At 70.1% G+C, this 21,751-nt stretch carries 20 protein-coding genes; 7 read left to right on the top strand and 13 right to left on the bottom strand.

Translation table 11 applies throughout. The features are described 5' to 3' along the window. The 3 genes from AB0J64_RS07380 to AB0J64_RS07370 all read right to left on the bottom strand — a co-directional run. A partial coding sequence (locus tag AB0J64_RS07380; protein ID WP_364022093.1) for an erythromycin esterase family protein occupies positions 1–554 on the bottom strand: 554 nt, incomplete at its 3' end. Positions 555–836: 282 nt separating this feature from the next. Beyond that, the gene (locus AB0J64_RS07375) at positions 837–2,360 is read right to left on the bottom strand and encodes a CocE/NonD family hydrolase (RefSeq protein ID WP_364022090.1); all 1,524 of its coding nucleotides are present in this window, start codon (positions 2,358–2,360) and stop codon (positions 837–839) included. A gap of 21 nt (positions 2,361–2,381) precedes the next feature. Next, the gene (locus AB0J64_RS07370) at positions 2,382–3,686 is read right to left on the bottom strand and encodes a citrate:proton symporter (RefSeq protein WP_364022088.1); all 1,305 of its coding nucleotides are present in this window, start codon (positions 3,684–3,686) and stop codon (positions 2,382–2,384) included. Positions 3,687–3,836: 150 nt separating this feature from the next. Here AB0J64_RS07370 and AB0J64_RS07365 point away from each other — a divergent pair, with 150 nt between their 5' ends. From AB0J64_RS07365 to AB0J64_RS07350, 4 genes are all read left to right on the top strand, one after another. Further along, a complete protein-coding gene (locus tag AB0J64_RS07365) occupies positions 3,837–4,766 on the top strand; it encodes a LysR family transcriptional regulator (protein WP_364022086.1) in 930 nt (309 codons plus the stop codon). A gap of 134 nt (positions 4,767–4,900) precedes the next feature. After that, positions 4,901–6,097 carry a CoA transferase gene (locus AB0J64_RS07360; protein ID WP_364022085.1) on the top strand — a complete coding sequence of 399 codons (1,197 nt, stop codon included), beginning with the start codon at positions 4,901–4,903 and terminating at the stop codon, positions 6,095–6,097. After that, the gene (locus AB0J64_RS07355) at positions 6,087–6,962 is read left to right on the top strand and encodes an aldolase/citrate lyase family protein (protein ID WP_364022082.1); all 876 of its coding nucleotides are present in this window, start codon (positions 6,087–6,089) and stop codon (positions 6,960–6,962) included. The genes AB0J64_RS07360 and AB0J64_RS07355 overlap by 11 nt, the downstream gene beginning before the upstream one ends. A 31-nt stretch (positions 6,963–6,993) precedes the next feature. Then, entirely contained in the window at positions 6,994–7,722 is a 729-nt protein-coding gene (locus AB0J64_RS07350; protein WP_364022079.1) for a class I SAM-dependent methyltransferase, read from the top strand. Between the two features lie 45 nt (positions 7,723–7,767). Here the strand turns inward: AB0J64_RS07350 and AB0J64_RS07345 are convergent, their stop codons facing one another. Further along, complete coding sequence (locus tag AB0J64_RS07345; RefSeq protein WP_364022076.1) at positions 7,768–9,177, bottom strand: glycoside hydrolase family 6 protein; 1,410 nt, start codon at positions 9,175–9,177, stop codon at positions 7,768–7,770. A 121-nt stretch (positions 9,178–9,298) separates the two neighbouring features. On the opposite strand from AB0J64_RS07345, the gene AB0J64_RS07340 reads away from it, so the two are divergent. Both AB0J64_RS07340 and AB0J64_RS07335 read left to right on the top strand, forming a co-directional pair. Further along, positions 9,299–9,877: a TetR/AcrR family transcriptional regulator gene (locus tag AB0J64_RS07340; protein WP_364022073.1), complete on the top strand. Its 579-nt coding sequence runs from the start codon at positions 9,299–9,301 to the stop codon at positions 9,875–9,877. Between the two features lie 71 nt (positions 9,878–9,948). After that, positions 9,949–10,731: an oxidoreductase gene (locus tag AB0J64_RS07335; protein WP_364022070.1), complete on the top strand. Its 783-nt coding sequence runs from the start codon at positions 9,949–9,951 to the stop codon at positions 10,729–10,731. Positions 10,732–10,806: 75 nt separating this feature from the next. On the opposite strand, the gene AB0J64_RS07330 is transcribed toward AB0J64_RS07335, so the two are convergent. The 6 genes from AB0J64_RS07330 to AB0J64_RS07305 all read right to left on the bottom strand — a co-directional run bounded on the left by AB0J64_RS07330 (position 10,807) and on the right by AB0J64_RS07305 (position 18,330). Beyond that, positions 10,807–11,337 carry an ATP/GTP-binding protein gene (locus AB0J64_RS07330; protein WP_364022067.1) on the bottom strand — a complete coding sequence of 177 codons (531 nt, stop codon included), beginning with the start codon at positions 11,335–11,337 and terminating at the stop codon, positions 10,807–10,809. A gap of 28 nt (positions 11,338–11,365) precedes the next feature. Then, positions 11,366–11,770, bottom strand: coding sequence for a DUF742 domain-containing protein (locus tag AB0J64_RS07325; protein ID WP_055507219.1), 405 nt, complete (start codon positions 11,768–11,770; stop codon positions 11,366–11,368). Between the two features lie 20 nt (positions 11,771–11,790). Continuing rightward, positions 11,791–12,204: a roadblock/LC7 domain-containing protein gene (locus AB0J64_RS07320; protein ID WP_201760494.1), complete on the bottom strand. Its 414-nt coding sequence runs from the start codon at positions 12,202–12,204 to the stop codon at positions 11,791–11,793. 5 nt (positions 12,205–12,209) lie between these two features. Next, a complete protein-coding gene (locus AB0J64_RS07315) occupies positions 12,210–15,431 on the bottom strand; it encodes a nitrate- and nitrite sensing domain-containing protein (RefSeq protein ID WP_364022063.1) in 3,222 nt (1,073 codons plus the stop codon). A 249-nt stretch (positions 15,432–15,680) separates the two neighbouring features. Then, positions 15,681–17,078 (bottom strand): aminobutyraldehyde dehydrogenase, encoded by a 1,398-nt coding sequence (locus tag AB0J64_RS07310; RefSeq protein WP_364022060.1) that lies wholly within the window; start codon positions 17,076–17,078, stop codon positions 15,681–15,683. 1 nt (position 17,079) lies between these two features. Then, positions 17,080–18,330 carry a glycosyltransferase gene (locus tag AB0J64_RS07305; RefSeq protein WP_364022057.1) on the bottom strand — a complete coding sequence of 417 codons (1,251 nt, stop codon included), beginning with the start codon at positions 18,328–18,330 and terminating at the stop codon, positions 17,080–17,082. A gap of 148 nt (positions 18,331–18,478) precedes the next feature. Here AB0J64_RS07305 and AB0J64_RS07300 point away from each other — a divergent pair, with 148 nt between their 5' ends. Then, positions 18,479–19,084 (top strand): TetR family transcriptional regulator, encoded by a 606-nt coding sequence (locus tag AB0J64_RS07300; RefSeq protein WP_364022054.1) that lies wholly within the window; start codon positions 18,479–18,481, stop codon positions 19,082–19,084. Between the two features lie 2 nt (positions 19,085–19,086). On the opposite strand, the gene AB0J64_RS07295 is transcribed toward AB0J64_RS07300, so the two are convergent. Genes AB0J64_RS07295 through AB0J64_RS07285 form a run of 3 tightly spaced genes read right to left on the bottom strand, consistent with a single transcriptional unit; the run spans position 19,087 to position 21,749 of the window. Beyond that, complete coding sequence (locus tag AB0J64_RS07295) at positions 19,087–20,136, bottom strand: ABC transporter ATP-binding protein (RefSeq protein WP_364022051.1); 1,050 nt, start codon at positions 20,134–20,136, stop codon at positions 19,087–19,089. Further along, positions 20,123–20,902, bottom strand: coding sequence for an ABC transporter permease (locus AB0J64_RS07290; protein ID WP_364022048.1), 780 nt, complete (start codon positions 20,900–20,902; stop codon positions 20,123–20,125). Before AB0J64_RS07290 ends, AB0J64_RS07295 begins: the two co-directional genes overlap by 14 nt. Next, positions 20,895–21,749, bottom strand: coding sequence for an ABC transporter permease (locus AB0J64_RS07285; protein ID WP_364022045.1), 855 nt, complete (start codon positions 21,747–21,749; stop codon positions 20,895–20,897). The genes AB0J64_RS07290 and AB0J64_RS07285 overlap by 8 nt, the downstream gene beginning before the upstream one ends. Between the last annotated feature and the right edge of the window lie 2 nt (positions 21,750–21,751).

Here is a 21,751-nt window from a genome sequence, read left to right as displayed (position 1 = left end):
CTCCCCCATCGGGGCCCCGACACGGCGGCCGAGCCGCCGGTGATCTCGCCGGCCGCGCGCAGGACGTCCGTCACGAGGTCTGCGACGTCCGGGTCGACCAGCCGCAGGTAATCGGCGACCGGATCGAGGTCCGGCAGGAGTGTCAGGGTGTTGGGGAGGTCGATCCCGGCGATCTGGACGGGATGCGGCCTGCTCACGTTGTAGCGGCGCAGCCAGCGCAGCAGCTCTCCGAAGACGCCGAGGGTGAGGGGGCCGCTCAACCGGTGCAGGTCCGACTCGTCGCCGTCGCCGGCGAGCCAGGGGTTGACGTCGGAGGCCTGGGTGGCTCCGAGTTCGAGCGCCACGTGGGTGAAGCCGCAGCGTTCGAGGAGGAAGCGCAGCAGCCGTGCGCGGGCGAGAGTGAACTCCTGGACGAAATGGGCGCCCTCGCCGATGCCCACGACGCGGGCGTCTTCGATGACGCCGCGCAGCGGTTCGAGATCGTCCAGGACGGGGTCATCGGGGTCGAGGGTGTTCAGGACAGCGGTGTGCTCGGAAAGGAAACCGGAAGCCACGGTGATGCACTCGTTTCTCTGCTGATGCCGATTGGCTGGTGCCGATTGACGGTCGACGCGGTGAGAGAACGCGGGCTACGGCCGGACTCAGGCGCGGCCGAGCCGCCACTGGGGCCGACGCGCTCCAGCGGCACTGCGCCTTCTCACGAGTGCGTGATCAGCGAAACAAAATGCCAAGTACCATGCGCCGATCCTACCCCAGGCGCATCAGCCTTCCCGGCACCGGCAGCGGCACCGGCACCGTCGCGCCGGGCCCCGCATGCCGAGCCCGGCGCGACAGGATCAGGTCAGTAGCGTGGTCAGCCGGAGGTTCGAGCCGCCGTGGCCGAGCCTCAGCGACACCTGGCCCGCCGGTGCGTCGGAGTCGATCTCCGGGTAGTCGTCGCTGGACACCGTGACGCGGAGGCTGTGCCCGGCCGCGACGCGGTAGTGGGTGGGCCAGGTCCGGATCTCCAGGTCGTACGTCCTGCCCGGGCGCACCGGCACGGCGCGGTCGTGGCCGAAGCGGTGGCTCGCCTTCAGCCAGCCCTGGGTGATGCGGGTGGCGGTGCCGTCGGGGGCGACGTCCTGCACCACGACCGCGAGGTTGCCGTCGGTCGCGGTGAACGAGGCCCGTACCTTGGCCTGGACGTCACCGGCGAGGACCAGGTCGCGCTGGAACGGCGCCGTCGCGAACTCCAGCCGCTGGCCAGGGCCGCCCGCGACCGGCTCGGTGTTGACCTCGAACGTACGGGTCGCCGAGGCCCCCGGGGTGGCCGACAGGGTGCCGTCGGAGGACAGGCCCAGGCGGACCTGCCGCGTCCCGGCGGGCGGCCAGCTGTCGAACTGCCGCCAGCCCGTGCCCGGCACCTCGTACGAGGTCACCTTGGCCGCGGGCAGCGGCGCGCCGGGGCAGCGGGCCAGCCAGCGGTCCCACCAGGCGAGATAGGCGCCGTTGCCGATGTCGGCCGGCTGCCCGGCCGGCCAGCCGTGCACCCATGGGCCGGACACCAGCCAGACATTGCGCTCGCGCGCCTGGAAGTTCTCGACCATGCCCTGGCGGTACCGGTCGTACCAGCCGGCGATCTCCAGGACGGGGACGTCGAGGTCCTGCCAGCGGGACTTGACGCTGCGCCCGCGCCAGAAGTCGTCGTAGAGCGGGTGCTGGGCGTAGGTCACGAGGGTGTCGGGTGCGGTGGCGCGCTGCCAGTCGCGGATCCTGGCCGAATAGATGCCGCCCCGGTAGATCGTGTTCTCGTACCAGTCGCTGATGCCGTCCACGGGGATGACGGCGGCCAGGTGGGGCGGCTTGTTCACGGCGACCAGGAGGGACGAGTGGCCGCCGTAGCTGACGCCCGTCTGCCCGATGCGGCCCGTGGACCAGGGCTGGGCGGCCAGCCATTCGATGAGGTCGTAGTTGTCGCGCTGCTCCTGGGGGCTGAACGGGTCGAGGTGGCCGGGCGAGTCGCCCGATCCCCTGGCGTTGCAGACGGCCGCGACGTAGCCCCTGGTGACGAAGTACGCGGCGGCCCGGCCCTGGGCCGCCAGCTGGTTGTAGGCGTTGTAGTCGTAGACGATGCCGGGGAAGCGGCCGGGGGCGGGCGTGCCGTCGGGGGCGGCGGGGCGGTGCAGGTCGCAGGCCAGGTGGCTGCCGTCGCGCAGCGGGACGGTGACGCGTTCCTGGTGGACGCCGTACTCGGCGGGGCGGTCGTACGAGAAGAAGGGGTCGGGCGGGAGCGGTGCGTCGGTCGTGGCGGAGACGGGGGCGGGGGCGCAGGTCAGGGTGAAGGCAGCCGAGAGGGCGGCCATGATCTTGACAGATCTCACAACGATCGTCCTCGAGTTGGTTCAGAGGGAGAAGGCGCCGGTGAGCAGCGCGACCGCGGTCATGACGAGCGTGGAGGCGAAGGCCCACTTGAAGATGAAGCGCTGGTGCTCCCCCAGCTGCACGCCGCTCATCCCGACCAGGATGAACGTGGAGGCGGTGAGCGGGCTGAGCGGGAACCCGGTGGTCATCTGGCCGAGGATGGCGGCCCTCGCGACCTCGGCGGGCGCGCCGCCGAAGCCGCTGACGGTCTCGGCGAGCACCGGGAGCACCCCGAAGTAGTAGGCGTCGGGGGTGAAGACCAGGCTGAGCGGCATGCCGGTGATGGCCACGAGCACGGGCAGGTGCCCGCCGAGCGAATCGGGGATGACGCTGACGAACGCGGACGCCATCTGGCTGATCATCTTGGTGCCGGTGAGGATGCCGGTGAACACCCCGGCCGCGAAGATCATGGTGGTCACCAGGACGACGCTCTTGCCGTGCCGTTCCAGGAGCTCCTGCTGGCGTTCCCAGGTCGGGTGGTTGACCAGCAGGGCGATCGCGAACCCGACCACGAACAGCACCGGCAGCGGCATCACCTGCAGCACGAGCCCGACCAGCAGGGCGACGGTGAGGACCAGGTTGAAGACGGTCAGGGCCGGGTGCACGGGCGCCCGCTGGGTGCCGGGGCCCTCGCCGACCAGGCGCTCCTCGGGCACGTCGGCGGGCGGCAGCGTGCCGAGGCGGCGGCGTTCCCGGAGCCCGATCAGGTACGACGCCACCAGCACCCACACGATGCCCGCCGCCATGGCGGGCAGCACCGGGGTGAACACCTGGGAGCTGTCCAGCTTCAGCGCCGCCATCGCGCGTGCGGTGGGGCCGCCCCAGGGGATGAGGTTCATGACGCCGGCGCCCAGGCAGACCACGCCCGACAGCACCAGCGGGCTCATGCCGAGCCGCCGGTAGACCGGCAGCAGCGCCGAGACCGTGATGAGGAACGTCGACGCGCCGTCCCCGTCGAGCGCCACGCACATGGTGAGCACGGCGGTGCCGACCGCGATGCGCAGCGGATCGCCCTTGGCCAGGCGCAGGATGCCGCGGATGAGCGGATCGAAGAGGCCGGCGTCGATCATCAGGCTGAAGTACAGGACCGCGAACGCGATCATGATGCCGGTCGGCGCGACCTTGCCCAGCCCGTCGAGGATCATCTTGCCCAGCTCGCCGCCGAAGCCCCCGGCCAGCGCGGTCAGGACCGGGATCAGCACCAGAGCGATCAGGACCGACACGCGCTTGGTCATGGTGAGCAGCAGGAACAGAACGATCGTGGTGAATCCCAGGGCTGCCAGCATCGATGTTCGCCTTCTTCCTTGCCCGGCTCACGGGGGGTGATGTGCCGGAGTGTTACGGAAGAGTTTCCGAGCGACTAAATCGCAGGTCCAGCATCAAAGCAACATTTATCCATGCGATCTGCGCAACAGTTGCGGTCTATGCTCACCGCCATGGAGGCGAACCTGCGCCTGCTGGCCGCGTACGCCGCCGTGGCCAGGGCGTCGAGCTTCACCGCGGCGGCGGCCGAGATGCACGTGTCGCAGTCGTCGCTCAGTCGCGCGGTGGCGGAGCTGGAGCGGCTGCTCGGCGCGCAGCTGCTGGAGCGCGACACCCGGAACGTGCAGTTGACGGCGGCCGGGGTGGAGACGCTGCGGGTGGCCGAGCAGATCGTGTCCGCCCACCGGTCGGGCATGAAGGAGCTGGAGCGCTACCTGCTCGGCGAGTCCGGCGTGGTGGCGGTGGCCACGCTGCCGTCGGTGGCCGCGGTGCTGCTGCCCCGGGTGATCTCCGACTTCCGTGGGCGGCGGCCCCTGGTGACGTTGCGGATCATGGACGGCCTGGAGCAGGTGGTGCTGGGCCGGGTGCTCTCGGGGGACGCGGACTTCGCGATCTCCACGGTCGGCGCCGCGCCCGAGCAGCTCGAACACCGGCCGCTGATCAGGGACCGCTTCTACGCCGTGCTGCCCGAGCGCCATCCGCTCGCCGCGCAGGAGTCCGTCACGTGGGAGGAGCTGGCGCGGGAGCCGTTCCTCGCCGTCGGGCCTGAGTCGAGCGTGCGGCGGCTCACGGACGCGGCGTTCGCCCAGGCCGGAGCCTCTGTGACGCTCGCGGCGGAGGCGGGGAGCGTGGCGACGGTGGGCGGCCTCGTCACGGCCGGGCTCGGGGTCTCGGCGATGCCCGCTCTGGTGCTGCCGCTGATGGGGGCGGGGTCTCTGGTTTACCGGCCGCTCACCGAACCCGTCGTGGACCGCCGCCTGGACGTCGTCGTCCGCGCCCGCCGCACCCTGCCACTGGCGACGAGCGCGTTCCTCGACCTGCTCGACGCGTTCCGCCGCGAACTGCGCGACCTGCCCACGGGCGTCTCCTGGAACCGCGACTGACAGCGAACCCAAACAGCCCCTCGGATTTATGTGGAAAGCGCATTGAATGATGGTTTTCTTGTGCTGGACACGCATTTCACCGCCTCGGCAGGATGAAACGACCGCAGTCGCGATCGGGAGGCGAAGGAGCACAGGTGACAGGTACAGGGCAGTTGCGCGGCCTGAAGGTGGTGGAGTTCGCGCACGTGGTCGCCGGGCCGATGGCCGGCTCCATGCTCGCCGACCAAGGTGCGGACGTGGTGCACGTGGAGGCCCCGGGCGCCGGTGACGCCGCTCGCGCGATGGGTCCCGTACGGGACGGCGTACCCCTGTGGTTCAAGGTCGCCGGGCGCAACAAGCGTTCGGTCACCCTCGACCTGCACCACGCGGCCGGACGGGAGATCGCCCACCGGCTCGTCGCCTGGGCGGACGTCGTGATCGTGACCCTGCGGGCCGGACGGCTGCGCGACTGGGAGCTGGACTGGGAGGCCGTGCACCGGATCAACCCCTCGGCGATCCTGCTGCAGATCTCCGGGTTCGGGGCGACCTCCTCGCGCGCGGACGAGCCGGGCTTCGGCAAGATGGGCGAGGCCAGGAGCGGGGTGGTGCACCTGACCGGGTTCCCCGACGGGCCTCCCGTGCACACCGGGTTCTCGCACGGGGACGCGGTCACGGGGCTGATGGGCGCGTACGCCGTGCTCGCCGCGCTCCACCGCCGGGCCGCCGACCCCGAGTTCGACGGCGAGTGGATCGACCTGGCCCTCTTCGAGCCCCTGTACCGGCTGATCGAGTGGCAGATCATCACGTACGACCAGCTCGGCACCGTGCCCGGACGGGCGGGCAACCAGCTCGCCGTCGCGCCCGCCGCGGTGATCAACACCTACCGGTCGCGCGACGGCGAGTGGATCACGGTGACGTCCGCGACCCTCCGTTCCGTGCGCAACGTGGCCCGCCTGCTCGGCCTGGCCGAGGAGGACTTCGCCACCTCGGCACAGCAGCACGCGGGCCGGGAGACTTTGGACGAGGGCCTGCGGGAGTGGGTGGCCGCGCGGACCACGGGCGAGTGCCTGGAGGAGTTCGCGCGGGCCGAGGTGGTGGCCTCGCGGGTGTTCACCGCCGCCGACATCGTCGCCGACCCCGTCTACGCCGAGCGCGGCGACGTCATCACCGTCGACGACGCCGACCTCGGTCCCGTACGCATGCAGGGCGTCATCCCGCACTTCCACCGCCGCCCCGGGAAGGTCTGGCGCACCGGCCCCAGGCTCGGGGAGGACAACCGCCTCGTCTACCACGACTGGCTCGGGCTCGGCGAGGACGAGCTGGCCGACCTGGAGAAGCAAGGTGTCATCTGAGCGGATCCCCCTCCGTTCCCTGCTCTTCGTCCCGGGCACGCGGACGGACTGGCTGGCCAAGGCGGAGGCGGCCGGGGCGGACGCCGCGATACTCGACCTCGAGGACGCGGTCCCGGCCGGCGGCAAGGCCGAGGCGCGCCGCCGGGTGGCCGCGGCGGTGGCCGCGTTCGACGGGCGCATGGCCCTGTTCGTCCGCGTCAATCCGCTGGACGGCTGGGCGGGGGCCGAGGAGCTGCGTGCCGTCGCGCACGAGAGGCTCGCCGGGATCGTGCTGCCCAAGGTGACCGGCCCCGACGACGTACGGCTCGCGGACCGGCTGCTCGGCTGGTGCGAGCGCGAGCACGGCCTGCCGCCGGGGCACCTCGCCCTGGTGCCGCTGCTGGAGACGGCCTCCGCGCTGCGCGGCGCGTACGAGATCGCCCGGGCGGCCGCCCGCGTCGCCTACCTCGGCGCCGTGACCGCGCCCGGGGGTGACGTGGCCCGCGCCGTCGGCTACCGATGGAGCCTGGAGAGCACGCTGGGCCTGCGTTCCCGGGTGCTCCTGGACGTACGCGCGGCGGGGACGCCCAACCCGGTCGCGGGCCTGTGGACCGGCATCGGCGACCTGGACGGGCTGCGGGCCTTCGCCGAGCAGAACCGCTCGCTCGGGTACGAGGGCATGATGGCGATCCACCCCTCCCACATCCCTGTCATCAACGAGGCCTTCTCCCCTACTGCGGATGAGCTGGCCCGTTATGCCCGGCTGATCGCCGCGGTGGAGGCGGCCCAGGCCGGCGGTGCCGGGGCGGTGACGTTCGAGGGCGAGATGGTCGACGAGGCCATGGCCGCCACGGCCCGCGCGCTCCTGGCCCGGCCCGACCGGTAAACCGGTTGCGCCCGCCGACATGATGGACAGCATGGACAGAGACCTGATCAGCACCATCGCCCATCGTGACCACCCGATCGCCACGCCCATCACACCCGGCAACCTCGACCGCCTGCTGCGCCGCGCGGCCCTGCCGGAGCGGGCGCGCATCCTCGACCTGGGGTGCGGCGAGGGCGAATGGTCGCTCCGGGCGCTGGAGCTGGTCCCGTCCGCGACCGCGGACGGGGTGGACATCTCGCCGTCGGCCCTGTCGGCAGCGGAGAAGTCGGCCGCCACGCGCGGCCTGTCCGACAGGCTGTCGCTGCACCGGGTGCCCGCCACCGAGTTCTCCGCCTCGGAGCCGTACGACCTGGTGCTCTGCGTGGGCGCGACCCACGCCTTCGAGGGGTTGGCGGGCACGATGGAGACGGTCGCGAAGTTCGTCAGGCCGGGCGGGCTGGCGCTGGTCGGTGAGGGTTTCTGGGAGCGGACCCCGACTTCGGAGATGGTGGCGGAGATCGGGGAGTACCCCGACCTGGCGGGCACGGTGGCCGCCGCCGAGTCCGGGGGCTGGCTGACCGTCTACGCCCACGTGAGCACCCTGGCCGAGTGGGACGAGTACGAATGGTCCTGGACGGGAACGCTGGCCCGATGGGCCGCCGCCAACCCCGGCCCGGACGGCGAGCAGGCCCTCGCCGTCGCCCGGGAGCACCGGGAGATGTGGCTCAACGGCTACCGAGGGGCGCTCGGCTTCGTCTCCCTCCTGCTCCAGCGCGTGTGAAAGAACGGCCGGGCCCTTGAGCGGGCCCGGCCGTCGGAGCGTGCGTCAGCCGTTGATCAGGGCCATCGCCAGGTCGGGATCGAACGTCCCGGCCGTCTTGTCGGAGATGCCGCACTGGCCGTCAGAGTCGCCGGGCACCTTGACCCAGAAGAGGTACTCGGCGCCGTTCACCTGCCTGACCGGAGGAGTGCCGAGCTTGCGACCGGGCGGGTTGCACCAGTTGTCCCCAGGCGTGTCGTCCTCGTAGGGACCGTTGCCGTTGCGGCTGGTGTCGATCACGTACTTCTTGGCGCCGACCGTGCCCGACAGGTAGCCGTTGACCGCGACGGAGTACGTCTCGGAGGCCGAGGTGGTGAAGTAGTTCGACACGTTCACGGAGAAGCCGCGAGTGTTGGCGATGCCCGACTTGACCAGCAACGGCGCCATCTTGTCGGCCGTGATCCAGGTGGCGTTGGCCGCGTCCAGGTAGACCCACGCGTTGGGGGCCTGGGCACGCAGCACCTGGGTGGCGTCGAGGAGCATCCGGTACTGGTCCTCGGGGTCCTTGCCGAACCTGGTGACACACCCGGCGGCGGCGACCGCGTCGGGCTCGAGCACGACGATCGCGTGCCTGGTGCCGATGGCCTTGGCGAACTCGGTGATCCAGTTGTGGTAGCCGGTCGCGTCACCCGCGCCGCCGCCCGACTGGTCGGCGCACGCGTCCCGGTTCGGGATGTTGTACGCCACCAGCATCGGCAGCTTGTCCTGGGCCTGCGCGGCGCCGACGTAGGTGTCCACGGCCTGCGTGATGTCGTTGAACCAGCCGCCGAACCACTCGAAGATCGGCTTGCTGCCGATGCTCGCCTGGATGGCCTGCCCCTTGGATGTGCCTATGTTGGCGGCGGCCCACGCGGCCGGGTGCGACTGGCTGGACACGTACAGGGCGGTCGGCCGGGTCGTCTGCGTCTCCATCAGCGACACGTTGTCGAACCGGACCACGGGGGTGGCGCCGGACCCGCCGAGCTGGAACGTCACCTCGGCCGCCGTGTCCGTGGCGGTCGCGGCCGTGAAGGGGATGCTGTAGCGCTTGCTCGCCGTGGTGAGTTGCACGCCCGTGGCCAGTGACTGGTTGGAGCTGGGCGTGGCCTTGTACTGCACCGTCGCGGTGGCCTTGAAGGCGACGGTGGAGTAGGCGTCGAAGGAGAGGGTGTAGCTCTTGCCCGGGTTCAGCGCGGCGGTGGTGGGCGAGGCCACCATGGCGTCCCAGGGGTTCGCGACGACGGCCTTCACGTCCGCCCGCAGGCGACCGGACTCGGCCGCGACCGTGGTCTGGCCGATCGCGGACCAGGGGGAGGTGGAGCTGGTGAAGGTGCCGTTCCCGATGAGCTGGGCGGCCGCGGAGGCGGTCTGGGGAGCGAGGAGGACAGCGGTCAGGACGGCGGCCACGGTCGTGGCGGTGCCTGCGATTAATCGCACGTGATCACCTTTCGGCGGGATTCGCCGTTGATCATGACCGACCGGCCTGACAAAGGTCAAGAGATCACGGCCCGTCACAGGTTTTTGACCTCAAGGTCCAGAAGCTGCTACGGTCATGAGCATGGGAAGACCGAAGCAGTTCGATCCGGACGTGGCCGTCGAGCAGGCCATGGACGTGTTCTGGCGCAAGGGCTACGGCGGCACCACGCCGCAGGACCTGGTCGACGCCCTCGGCATCGGCAAGGGCAGCCTCTACAACACCTTCGGCAGCAAGCACGCCCTGTTCGAGGCGGCGCTGAGCCGCTACCGCGACGGCCAGGCCGCGGCGCTGATCGAACTGCTGGGAGAGTCGGGGCCCGCGAAAGACCGGCTGCGCCGGGCGCTGCGCCTTGTGGCCGAGATGGACCTGGCCGATCCCGACCGGCGCGGCTGCCTGGCCGTGAACACCGCGGCCGAGCTCGGGCAGGCGGACGAGAGCGCGGCCCAGCTCGTACGGCGCATGCTCGACCGCACCGAGGACGCCTTCCGCGCACTGATCGAAGAGGGCCAGCGCGCCGGAGAGATCGACTCAGACCGCGACGCCTACGCGATCGGGAGCCTGCTGCTGAACACCATCGTCGGCATGCGCCTGATCGCGCGCGTCGCCGACGGGCCGGAGCGCCTCGACAGAGTGATCGACGCGATCGTCGACTCCCTCTGACCCCACCTGCCAGGCCGGAACCTTCGCCATGCCCATTTTTTGTACCTACAGTTAAAGAATTGGAGCAGCTCATGGAGCTCAACCTTCACGCCAAGACCGCCGTTGTCACCGGCGCCAGCCGGGGCATCGGGCTGGCCACCGTGCAGACCCTGATCGCCGAGGGGGTACGCGTGGTCGGCGCCGCCCGCACCGTCACCCCCGAGCTGGAGAAGTCGGGCGCCGTCGCGGTGTCGGCCGATCTGAGCACCGCGGACGGCGTCGCGACCCTCATGGAGACGGCGCTCGCGCAGCTGGGCGGCATCGACCTGCTGGTGAACAACGTCGGGGGCGGCGACGCCGTCGACCCCGCCGGATTCCTGGACACCGGCGACGACGTATGGGCCGCCATCTTCGACATCAACCTGCTCAGCGCGGTCCGCGTCACCCGGGCCGCCCTGCCCAGCCTGATCGAGCGGCGCGGATCGGTGGTCAACGTCTCGTCCATCACCTCCAGGCTCCCGGCCGCCGGACCCGTCGCCTACAGCGCCGCCAAGGCCGCCCTGGCGGCACTCGGCAAGTCGCTCGCCGAGGAGTTCGGGCCGCGGGGTGTGCGGGTCAACACCGTCTCGCCCGGCGTCGTCCGTACCGCCATCTGGGAGGATCCGGACGGCTTCGGCGGCAAGGTCGCCGCGCGCGCCGGAGCCGAGCACGGCGCGTTCCTCGAGCAGATCCCGCAGGCGTTCGGCATCACCACCGGCCGGATCACCGAGCCCAAGGAGGTGGCCGACCTGATCGCGTTCCTCCTGTCGGACGTCGCTGCCAACATCACCGGCGCCGACCACGTCATCGACGGCGGCACCGTCAAGACCCTCTGATGACCGGCCCCCGCCGACGTAAAAGGCGGCCCACCACAGGAACGTGGGGGCCGCCGGGAGAACCTGCCGGGAGGGCTACACCGGGGTGTGCATGTGGCGGGTCAGGGCGTGTTCCACCAAGGTGATCAAGGTGGCCTTCACCGACTCCCGCTGCCGGGCGTCCAGGCGGACGATCGGGATGTGGTCGCCGATCGACAGGGCCTCTCGGATCTCCTCCGCCGCGTGCGCGAACTGCCCGTCCCAGCCGTTGATGCCGATCACGAACGGCAGCTTCGCCTCTTCGAAGTAGTCGATCGCCGGGAAGCTGTCGGCGAGACGGCGCGTGTCCACCAGCACGACCGCGCCGATGGCGCCTCGCACCAGGTCGTCCCACATGAACCAGAACCGGTGCTGTCCGGGCGTGCCGAACAGGTACAGGATCAGATCACGGTCGAGCGAGACCCGGCCGAAGTCCATGGCCACGGTCGTGGTCGTCTTGTTGGGCGTGAGGGAGACGTCGTCCACGTGTGCCGAAGCGTCCGTCATGACCGCTTCGGTGGTGAGCGGCAGGATCTCCGAGACCGCACCAACGAACGTCGTCTTCCCCACGCCGAAGCCCCCGGCCACGACGATCTTCGTCGAGGTTAGGCCGGGGCTAGAGCCTGCGAAGTCCACTGAGCACCCTTTCGAGCAAGTTCAGGTCCGGCTTTCCGGCGTCCAGCGCAGGCTGGTGCACGCGGATCAGGCCCTCCGACGCCATGTCGGCAATCAGCACCCGGACCACGCCAAGGGGCTGCCGTAAAAGGGCGGAGATCTCGGCAACCGACCGGACGTTCCGGGTCAGCTGGATGATCGCCTGATACTCCGGACTAAGTAGGGAAATGTCTTGGTATTCCGACGTCACGGAGGACACCAATGCCTCCATGGCGAACTTCATCCGCGGCGCGGTGCGCCCCCCGGTCACGGCATAGGGCCGTACCAGGGAGCTCGGCTTCTGCGGACGGGGAGCCGCCGGATGCGGCGGAGTGCTATCACCAGCCCAACCCTGACCTGACACCATGTTCTCCTGTCACCGCCCCGCTAGCGGGGGCGGGCCGCTTGCAGTTCGGCGCGTACGGCCGGGGTCAACACCTGACCGGCCCGCTCGACCAGCAAGGTCATCTGGTACGCCACCAACCCCATGTCACAGTCGGGAGCGGCCAGGACGGCCAAGCAGGAGCCATCGCTGATGGACATGATCATCAAGAGCCCGCGCTGCATTTCGATAACGGTCTGCGTCACCATACCGCCCTCGAAGACCCGCGCGGCGCCTTGGGTCAAGCTGATCACACCCGAGGCCACCGCGGCGAGCTGGTCGGCCCGGTCCTTGGGAAAACCCTCCGAGAAGGCCAGCGGCAAGCCGTCGGACGACACCACGACCGTGTGCGCGACACCTGGCACGTTGTTCACGAAGTCCGTGATCAACCAGCTTATGCCGCGCGCTCCCTGGCTCATTTCTCTCATTTGTCCTCCTCATTCTCTTCTCCGCGGGTGAACGCTCGGCCTTGCCGGACACCCTGCTGGAAGCTGGAGAGCCGGCTACGCAGCCGCTCGGGCGAGATCTGCGGCGCCGGTGACGGAGCCTGGGGTTCCGCGAGGCTCGCCGTACCGGGCACCAGGTTGGCCTTGGGGACGCGACGAGGCAGGCCCGAAGACGTCGTGCCGCTCTGCGAGGGCTGCGCGGCGGCCTGTGCGGCCTGGAAGCCGGAGTCCGCGGGCGACGACCAGGTCGCGCCCGCCCCGGACGCGCCCGGCGTGCGCCGGGGCAGCCCGCTGGACGTGGGAGGGGCCGCCTCGGCGGGCACCGCCGGGTGCACGGCCGTGATGTCGGGCTCCTCCCCCCTCACGGAAGGCGCCTCGATACGGTCGTGCAGCACCTCGGGATCGGGCCGGCGGAACCAGTCGGACCCGACCGACGAGAAGATCGGCAGGAACTCGTCGCCCTGGTCCTCCATGGGCGAGCTGCGCACCACGGGGAGCGGCCCGGTCATGTCCTGCGAGGAGTAGGCGCCGGGGCCGAACCTGTCGAATTCCGAGCGCCCGTTCTGCTCGAACGGGTCGGCGGGCTTGGGCTCATCCGCGAACGGCGAGCGGTAGTCGTCGGCGGGCTGCGTCCGCGGCCGGTCCTCCGACTCGAACAGCGACCTGCGCGGCAGCGGGTCGGCGAACGACGACCACCGCGACTCGTCCTGCGGCTGCTTCGGCGGCTCGGTGGCGAACGACGGCCAGCGCGGCTCGTCGTCCTGCAGGGGCGGCGGCTGCTCAGCGAAGGACGGCCACCGGTTCTCCGCGAACGGCTGCTCCACGGCGGGCTGCGGCGTCTCCTCGGAGAACGACGGCCAGCGCGGCTCCTCGAACGGCTTCTGGGCCGGCGGCGCCGACTCGTCGGAGAAGGACGGCCAGCGCGGCTGGTCACCGCCCTGCGCCCCCTGCGGCTGCTCGCTGAAAGGCGACTGCCGCTCGCCGAAGGACGGCTGCTCACCGAAGGACGGCTGCTCACCGAAGGAGGGCCGCTCGCCGAACGCCGGCTGGTCACCGAAGGACGGCTGCTCGCCGAAGGGCTGCTCGAACGGGCGATCCCCGACCGGCCGCTCGTTGAAGGCCGCGGGCTGCTCGCCGAACGCGGTCCAGCCCGCGCTCCCGGGCGCCGGCAGCGACCCCGGCCACTGCGTGTCCACCACCTGCTCGGGCCCGTCGGGCATCGAGTGGGCCCCGTTCTGCGACGGCTGCCCGAACATGCTCGGGTCGAAGTCGGTGAACGCCTCGTACTGCCCGCCCTGCTGCGGGACGCCGATGCCGCTGCTGATCAGCATGTCGGGCAGCATGACCAGCGCGCTCAGCCCGCCGGTCTCCCGCTGGCTGAGCTGCACGCGGATGCCGTGCCGCAGGGCCAGGCGGCCGACCACGAACAGGCCCATGCGCCGCGACACCGACACGTCCACGACGGGCGGGTTCGCCAACCGCCAGTTGGCCTCCGACAGCTCCTCGGGGCTCATGCCGATGCCCAGGTCGTTGATCGACACGAGGACGCCGCCCTCGGCGGGCGTGCTGGTGACCGTGACCTTGCTCTCGCGGGGCGAGAAGGAGATCGCGTTCTCGATCAGCTCGGCGAGCAGGTGGACGGCGTCGGTGACGGCCGGGCCGACGATCAGCGTGCCGGACGGGATCTGGATCTGGACCCGCTCGTAGTTCTCGACCTCGGACAGCGAGGCGCGGGCGATGTCGACCAGCGGCACCGGCTCGCTCCACTTGCGCGCGGCCTCCTGGCCGGCGAGGACCAGGAGGTTCTCGCTGTTGCGGCGCATGCGGGTGGCCAGGTGGTCGAGCCTGAACAGGTTCGCGAGCCGCTGCTCGTCCTCCTCGCCCTGCTCCAGGCCCTCGATGAGCTGCAGCTGCCGCTCGACCAGCGTCTGGCTGCGGCGGGAGAGGTTGACGAACATCGAGTTGACGTTCGTGCGCAGCTTGGCCTCGTCGCCGGCCAGCCGGATCGCCTCGCGGTGGACCTCGTCGAACGCCCGCGCCACTTCACCGATCTCGTCGCGGCTGTTGACGCCGACCGACGGCACCTCGGGCACGTGCGCGCCTTCACCGGACTCGCGCAGCACGCGGACGGTCTCGGGCAGCCGGGTCGTGGCGACCTGGAGCGCCTCGGCCCGCAGCCGGCGCAGCGGGCGGACCAGCGAACCGGCCACGCGGGTGGTGAAGATCAGGACGAGGAGCAGCAGGACGAGGATCATCGCGCCGGAGATGATCGCGTTGCGCTGCTCGGTGTCGCTCAGGTCGCGGGTCCTGGCCACGATCTTGGTGGCCAGGCCGTCCTCGACCTTGCGCATGGCGTTGCCGGACAGGCTGGTGCTGTCGAACCAGTTGCTCAGGTCACGGTGGGTGGTGACGTCCAGGTCCCTGATCCGGTTGTACGCGCGGACCTGCGCGAGCGCGCGCTGGCGCATGGCGTCGGCGAGGTCGATCTCGGGGCCACGGACGAGCTGCTGGTACGTCTTCAGGTCCTTCGGGTCGGCCTCCTGCTCGAAGGCCGCCAGCTCTGCCTGCTGCTTGTTCCAGGAGCCCAGGAAGTCCGACAGGTCGTCGCTGTCCAGCTGGCGCTCGACGAGCGCCACGATCAGGATGATCTGCTGGCGCGAGATCTCCTCCTTGACCCGCTGGAGCGAGCCGAGCGCGGCCACCTCACGCTGGAGGGTGTCGTCGCCGACACCGTCACCCAGGTCGCCCTGGATCGCGGAGAAGATGCCGATCATCGTGCTGTACGTGCTGACGGAGGCGCGCGGCGGCACGTTCGAGACCATGGACTCGCGCAGGCTGTCGAGACCGTCGAGCCAACGGCGCATGTTCTCGACGCCCTCGCGGACGCGGGAGGAGTGCGTGGCGTCGATCGACTTGGCCGCGCTGAGCACCTGCTTCTTGGCCGCGTCGGTCGCCTGCCGCTGCGTCTTGAGCTGGACGAGGCGCTGGCCTCTGCTGCGGTCGGCGACGTACCACGCGGTGAGCGTGCGCTCCTTGCCGAGCTCGTGGTTGAGCGCACCGATGCGCTGCACCAGCTCGGCGACCTGGGTGAGCCGGCGGTACTGGGCGCTGGTGCCGATGGCGTCGGCCAGCTGCACGCCGGCGAGCAGCACACCCACGACCGTGGGGATGAGGATCAGCGCGACCAGCCTTGAGCGCACACGCCAGTTCCCCAGCCGGAAACGTCCGCCTGTGTACTCCCCTGACCTCGTGTGCCTGGGGTCTTTCGTCCTCACTGACTCTCGCTACCTCTCGCCGGTACGTGCTCGAAAAATCAGACACGCGTGTGGCGCATGGGATTCTGTCCGGCTGGGTAATTGGAACACAACCCGTACCAGATCGGCCAACCGAACATATCCCATCACACGTGCCCAAAGCGTCACTTTGGGCAACATAACGCCGTACACGTTTCAGGCGGGCCGGAACGAATCCCGCTCTGCCGGAGCCGCGTGCTTCACCATCAGGTGCCGCGTCACCGAGTACTCCTGCACTGCTTCCTGGCTCATGTCCTTGCCGAACCCGCTGCCCTTCACCCCGCCGTGCGGCGCCTCGCTGGCGATGGGCAGATGGTCGTTCACCCAGGTCACGCCCACATCGAGCCGGTGCGACACGCGCATGGCCCTGGCGACGTCGCGCGACCACACCGACGACGCCAAACCGTACCGGGTGTCGTTGGCGAATTTGACCGCTTCGTCCTCGCCGTCGAACGGTAGCGCCACGAGCACCGGTCCGAAAAGTTCTCCTTGCACGATCTCGCTGTCCTGAGCGGCATCGGCGACGAGCGTGGGCGGGTAGAAAAATCCGGAGCCCCCGATCGGGGCGCCGCCGTGCAGCACGCGCCCGTCGGCCCTGGAGACGAACCCGTGCACCCGCTCCCGGTGTGCGGCGGAGATCAGCGGGCCGATGTCCGTGGCCGGGTCCCAGGGGTCACCGACGGTTATTTCGGCAAGAGTTGCCCGAAGGGCCTCCACCGCGTCCGCGTAGATCTCGCGGGCGACGTACACGCGGGTGGCGGCCGTGCAGTCCTGCCCGGTGTTGTACGTCGCCCCCAGGGCCACGCCGCGGGCCATCTCCGCCAGGTCGGCGTCCCCGAAGACCAGCGCGGGCGCCTTGCCGCCGAGCTCGAGGTGCACCCGCTTGAGCGTGGCCGCGGCCCCGCTCATCACCGCCCGGCCGGTCTCCGTGGAGCCGGTGACGCTGACCATGTCCACGCCCGGGTCGGTGACCAGCGCCTGGCCGACCTCCGCGTCCCCGGTGACCGCCTGCACGAGCCCCTCGGGGGCTCCCGCCTTGGCGAACAGCTCGGCCAGCCGCAGCGTCGTACGCGGCGTCTGCGGCGCCGGCTTGATCACCACGGCGTTGCCGGCGGCGACCGCCGGGCCGATCTTCCAGACGGCCATGACGAACGGGAAGTTCCACGGCGCGATCGACCCCACCACCCCGACGGGGCGACGCAGCAGGACCGAGGTGTAGCCCTCGCTGAACACCCCGGCGCCTGAGCCCTCGAGCGAACGGGCGGCCCCGGCGAAGAAGCGCAGGTTGTCGACGGCGAACGGCAGCTCGCCGTCCCTGAACACCGCCGCCGGCTTGCCCGTCTCCTCCACCTCGAGCCTGGTCAGCTCCTCGGCGTCGGCCTCCACCAGGTCGGCCACGCGCAGCAGCAGCCGGGCGCGGTCGGCCGGGGTGGCCCGCGACCACTCCTCGAAGGCCGCCCGAGCCGTCCGTACGGCCGCCGACACCCCCTCCACCGGCGTGTCCGGAATTTCGGCACACGGCAGTCCGGTGGCAGGGTTGATCAGTTCACGCATGTCACTCGCCAAGTTGCTCGATCAGGTCGGCGGCCTTGCGCAGGCCGTCACGACGGCGGATCTCCTCGCCGGCGGCGGCGAGCCGGGCACGCAGCTCGGTGTCCCCGAGCAGCCGCTCGACCGCCCCCTTCAGGTCCTCGTCCGTGAAGGTGTAGGTGGAGAGCCTGACACCATAGCCGAGTTCGTCGACCCGCTGGGCGTTGTCGTACTGGTCCCAGAAGAGCGGCAGCAGGATCATCGGCTTGCCGAAGTGCATCGCCTCCGTGGTCGTGTTGTTGCCGCCGTGGGTGATGACCAGGTCACACAGTGGGATGATCTTAGTCTGCGGGAGGAACTCCGCGCCCCACATGTTGTCGGCCAGCTTGATCTCCTCGTGCAGCGGGCCCTTGGAGACGATGTACTGGTGCGGCGTGGTGGCCAGGACGTCGATCACCCGCTGCATCAGCTCCACGTCGGACGAGCCGAGCGAGCCGAGCGAGAAGTAGACCAGAGACCCCTCGTTGCGCTGGAAGGGCAGCGCGAAGTCGTCGTCGGTCTCACGCACCGAGGAGTCGAGCCGGTGCCAGGAGGGGCCGAGCGGGCGGGCGTCGGTGTAGTCGAGGGCCTCCGGGTAGACGTAGAGGTTCAGATCGCCCTCGTGGATGAAGTCGAGGTCGGGCAGCGGCGCGGTGCCCTGCTCGACGCACCACTCGTTGAAGGCGTTCCAGAGCTCGCGGTGGGTGCGGTCGTACTCGGCGCGGAACGCCTCCCACTCGGAGCGGTCGTCGGCGGCCAGGCCGGAGAAGACCGGCGCGATGTTCTCGCCGCGCACCTCGAGCGGGTTGCAGGAGACGATGCGGACGAACTTCTTGCCCGCGGTGAGCAGCGCCGGGAACGTGATCACGTTGTCCTCGACGATCACATCGGGGTTCACCCGCTCGATGATGGCCTTGAGCTGCGGCTCGCAGTACTTCACGCCGTCGACCAGCTCGGCCCAGATGGGCTTGGTGACGGTGTCGAGCTGCTCCAGCGTGCTCTTGCGGTACTCGGGCGCGGTCTCGCGGATGAAGTCCTTCCAGAACTGACCGGGGTCCTGCTCCTCGGCGTTCTCGGGCGGCGGGGCGAGGTCCACAAGGTCCTCCTCGAAGCCGAGCGCCTCGAGCTTGCCCTTCCACGACGCCTCGGCCGCGAAGACGACGCGGTGGCCGCGGCGGCGGAGGATGTCGCCGATCCCGATGCAGTTGTTGGTCGGACCGTACGCGCTTTCAGGCATGAACAGAATGGTGAGAGACATCTGGCGACTCCGGGGAAACTCATCAATTTGAAGAGGAATTCAAGAACTCATCTAGCGTTGAGGTCAAGTTGCGGGCACTATGGTCACGGCTAACTGAACGGCGGACGAACGAGTGAGGGTGGTGAGGGTGGCCCAGCGTAAAAGCCGTGACGACCGGCGCATCGACTTGATCGAGGCCGCGCGCAGGGCCATCATCCGACACGGCATCGACGGCGTGCAGCTCTCGCACGTCGCCGAGGAGGCCGGGCTCACCTCCGGCGCGGTGCTCTACCACTACCCCGACCTCAGCGAGCTGCTGGTCGAGGCGCAGCACGCGGGCATGGAGCGCTTCTACGAGCAGCGCGCGCGGCAGCTCGCCGCACTCACCGACCCGGCCGAGAAGCTGGTCGTCACGGTCAGGTCGGGGCTGCCGACCGGGCCGCTCGACCCCGACGTACGCCTGCTCAACGAGCTGGGCGGGGCCGCGGGCCGCAACCGGGTCTACGGCGTGCTGCTCACCTCGCTCTACGACCGCCAGGTGTCGATGTACCAGGCGATCCTGGACACGGGGGCCGCCCTCGGGGTGTTCAAGCTGAGCACCGACTCGCTGACGATCGCGCGCAACCTGGTGGCCCTGGAGGACGCGTACGGCTACCGCATCACGGCCAGGCACCCGGTCATCGGCCCGGAAGAGGCGGCCGAGCTGATCCTGTCGTACGCGCGCACGGCGACGGGCAACGACCTGACCCGCTGACATCATGCATCGACCGCCATGATGACCGCGTCCTCGGCCTCCCAGCACACCTTGACCTTGGCGCCCACCTCCACCGAGCTCGCCCCCTGCACGGCGACGAGCACCGGCTTGGTGCGGCCCGGCACGTCCACGGAGACGTGCGACACGCCGCCGTAGAAGCTGACGTCCAGGACGCTGCCCTTCAGACCGCGGGCGGCGCTCTCGTCGGCCAGCTCCACCTTCTCCGGCCGGACCGCCAGCAGCGCCTTGGCGCCCGCCTCCAGCTCCTCCAGCGGAGTGCCGGCCAGCATGCCGAAGTCGTCGGTCTCGATCCCGTCGGGCCCGCTCGCCGTACCGTGGAAGAGGTTGTTGGCCCCCACGAAGTCGGCCACGAACGGCGTGCGGGGCCGCTCGTAGAGCGCGACCGGCCGGTCCACCTGGCGCACGCTGCCGCTGTCGAAGACCGCGATGCGGTCGGCCAGCGACATGGCCTCCTCCTGGTCGTGCGTGACCACCACGAACGTGATGCCGACCTCGTGCTGCAGCCGCTTCAGCTCCAGCTGCATGTCGGCGCGGACCTTCTTGTCCAGGGCCGACAGCGGCTCGTCGAGCAGCAGCAGCCGGGGCCGCTTGACGATGGAACGGGCCAGCGCGACCCGCTGCCGCTGGCCGCCGGAGAGCTGGGCGGGCCTGCGGTCGGCGTGCGCCGACAGCCCGACGGTCTCCAGCACCTCACCGACGCGCTGCTTGACCTCCTGGCGGGGCAGCCGCTCGCGCTCAAGGCCGTAGGCCACGTTCTTGGCCACGCTCATGTGGGGGAACAGCGCGTACGACTGGAACATGAGGCTGATCGGCCGCCGGTTCGGCTGCTTGGACAGCAGGTCGTCGCCGTCGAGCGTCACCGTGCCCGCGTCGGGCGTCTCGAACCCGGCGATGATGCGCAGCAGCGTGGTCTTGCCGCAGCCGGACGGGCCGAGCAGGGCGAAGAACTCGCCCTGGCCGATCTCCAGCGACACGTTGTCGAGCGCCGTGACCTCACCGAACCTGCGGGTGATGCCATCAATCTTGAGCACGAGCTTCACCGATCTTGGTCATCCGCTGCCCGGCGATCACCGCCGTGAAGCTCACGAGGAGCAGGATCGCGGCCAGCGCGTTGATCTTCGGGGTGACCCCGAAACGGATCATTGAGTAGATGACGATCGGCAGCGTCTGCTGGGTGTTGCCGATCGTGAAGTAGGCGATCACGAACTCGTCCAGCGACAGCGTGAACGCCAGCAGCGCGCCCGCGACGATGCCCGGCGCGAGCTGCGGCAGCGTGATCCTGATGAACGTCTCCACCGGTCCGGCGCCCAGGTCGCGCGAGGCCTCCTCCAGCGAGGTGTCGGCGTTGGCGAGCCTCGTGCGCACCACCGCGGCCACGAACGACATCGAGAACAGGCCGTGCGCGAGCACCGTCGAGTACAGGCCGAGCGTGAGCGCGATCACGCCGTAGAACAGCAGCAGGCCGATCGCGATCACCAGGTCGGGCAGCACGGCCGGCATGAGCGCGATGGCGTCCAGCAGCTTCGACCTGCTGTGCCTGGCCAGCCCGACGGCCAGCAGCGTGCCCAGCACGGTGGCGATCACCGTGGAGCCCGCGGCCACGATCAGCGTGTTGACCAGGCCGTCCCTGACGCGTTCGTCGCGGGCCAGCTCGCCGTACCACTTGAGGCTGAAGCCCTCGTACGTGTACGCCGACCTGCCGGAGTTGAACGACATGACGACCAGCACGACGATCGGCAGGTAGAGGAAGACGTACGTGGCCCAGAACGGGACGAACAAGAACTTGGACCTACGCACGGCGGGCCGCCCATGCCTGCGCGAGGAGCAGCACGATCAGCACCGCGATGAGCGCCAGCGCGAGCGTCGCGCCGAAGGGCCAGTCGCGCGCCTTCAGGAACTGGTCGCGGATCAGGTTACCCACCATGATCGACTTGCTGCCACCGAGGATCTCCGGGATGACGAAGTTGCCGAAGCTCGGCACGAAGACGAACAGGCACCCGGTCAGCACGCCGGGCACCGTCAACGGCAGCGTGACCTTCCTGAACGTCGTGAACCCCGAAGCTCCCAGGTTGGCCGAGGCCTCCCTGAGCTGCGGGTCGAGCCGCTCGATCGCCGAGTACAGCGGCAGCACCATCAGCGGCAGGTACGAGTAGAGCAGCCCGGCGACGATCGTGCCCTGCTTGTACAGCAGCTCCATGTGCGTGCCCAGCAGCGAGTTGACCAGGCCGGGGCCGCTGAGCAGGATGATCCACGCGTACACGCGGATGATGAAGTTCGTCCAGAACGGGAGCACGATCGCGACCAGCGCCACCGTCTTCCACTTCCGCGGGAGCTGCGCGATCACGTACGCCGTCGGATAGCCGATCAGCAGCGCGACGAGCGTCGTCAGCGCCGCGATCTTCAGCGAGGTGACCACCACGCCCAGGTAGAGCGGGTCGACCAGGCGCTGGAAGTTCTCGGTGGTGAACTCGTAGACCACGCCGCCGAAGCGGCCGCGCCGGAACACCGTGTTGCTGAGCACCAGCGCCAGCGGCACCAGCAGCAGCACGATCAGGTAGGTGACACCGGGTGACAGGAAAACGAACGCGCCCAGCCGGCGCCCCCACCAACGGGACACCGGCCGGGCCTTGACCTCAGGCTTCACCG

It is taken from the genome of Nonomuraea sp. NPDC049695 (genome assembly GCF_040674955.1).
Lineage (GTDB): Bacteria > Actinomycetota > Actinomycetes > Streptosporangiales > Streptosporangiaceae > Nonomuraea > Nonomuraea helvata.
Note: the sequence above shows the minus strand (reverse complement) of the source record. Positions and strands in the feature narration are given on the sequence as shown.

Bases quoted from the DNA above. Each gene is read 5' to 3' on its own strand.
- AB0J64_RS07370 (WP_364022088.1), bottom strand. From the start codon at position 3,686: ATGCTGGCAGCCCTGGGATTCACCACGATCGTTCTGTTCCTGCTGCTC.
- AB0J64_RS07365 (WP_364022086.1), top strand. From the start codon at position 3,837: ATGGAGGCGAACCTGCGCCTGCTGGCCGCGTACGCCGCCGTGGCCAGG.
- AB0J64_RS07350 (WP_364022079.1), top strand. From the start codon at position 6,994: ATGGACAGAGACCTGATCAGCACCATCGCCCATCGTGACCACCCGATC.
- AB0J64_RS07340 (WP_364022073.1), top strand. From the start codon at position 9,299: ATGGGAAGACCGAAGCAGTTCGATCCGGACGTGGCCGTCGAGCAGGCC.
- AB0J64_RS07335 (WP_364022070.1), top strand. From the start codon at position 9,949: ATGGAGCTCAACCTTCACGCCAAGACCGCCGTTGTCACCGGCGCCAGC.
- AB0J64_RS07325 (WP_055507219.1), bottom strand. From the start codon at position 11,770: ATGGTGTCAGGTCAGGGTTGGGCTGGTGATAGCACTCCGCCGCATCCG.
- AB0J64_RS07320 (WP_201760494.1), bottom strand. From the start codon at position 12,204: ATGAGCCAGGGAGCGCGCGGCATAAGCTGGTTGATCACGGACTTCGTG.
- AB0J64_RS07310 (WP_364022060.1), bottom strand. From the start codon at position 17,078: ATGCGTGAACTGATCAACCCTGCCACCGGACTGCCGTGTGCCGAAATT.
- AB0J64_RS07305 (WP_364022057.1), bottom strand. From the start codon at position 18,330: ATGCCTGAAAGCGCGTACGGTCCGACCAACAACTGCATCGGGATCGGC.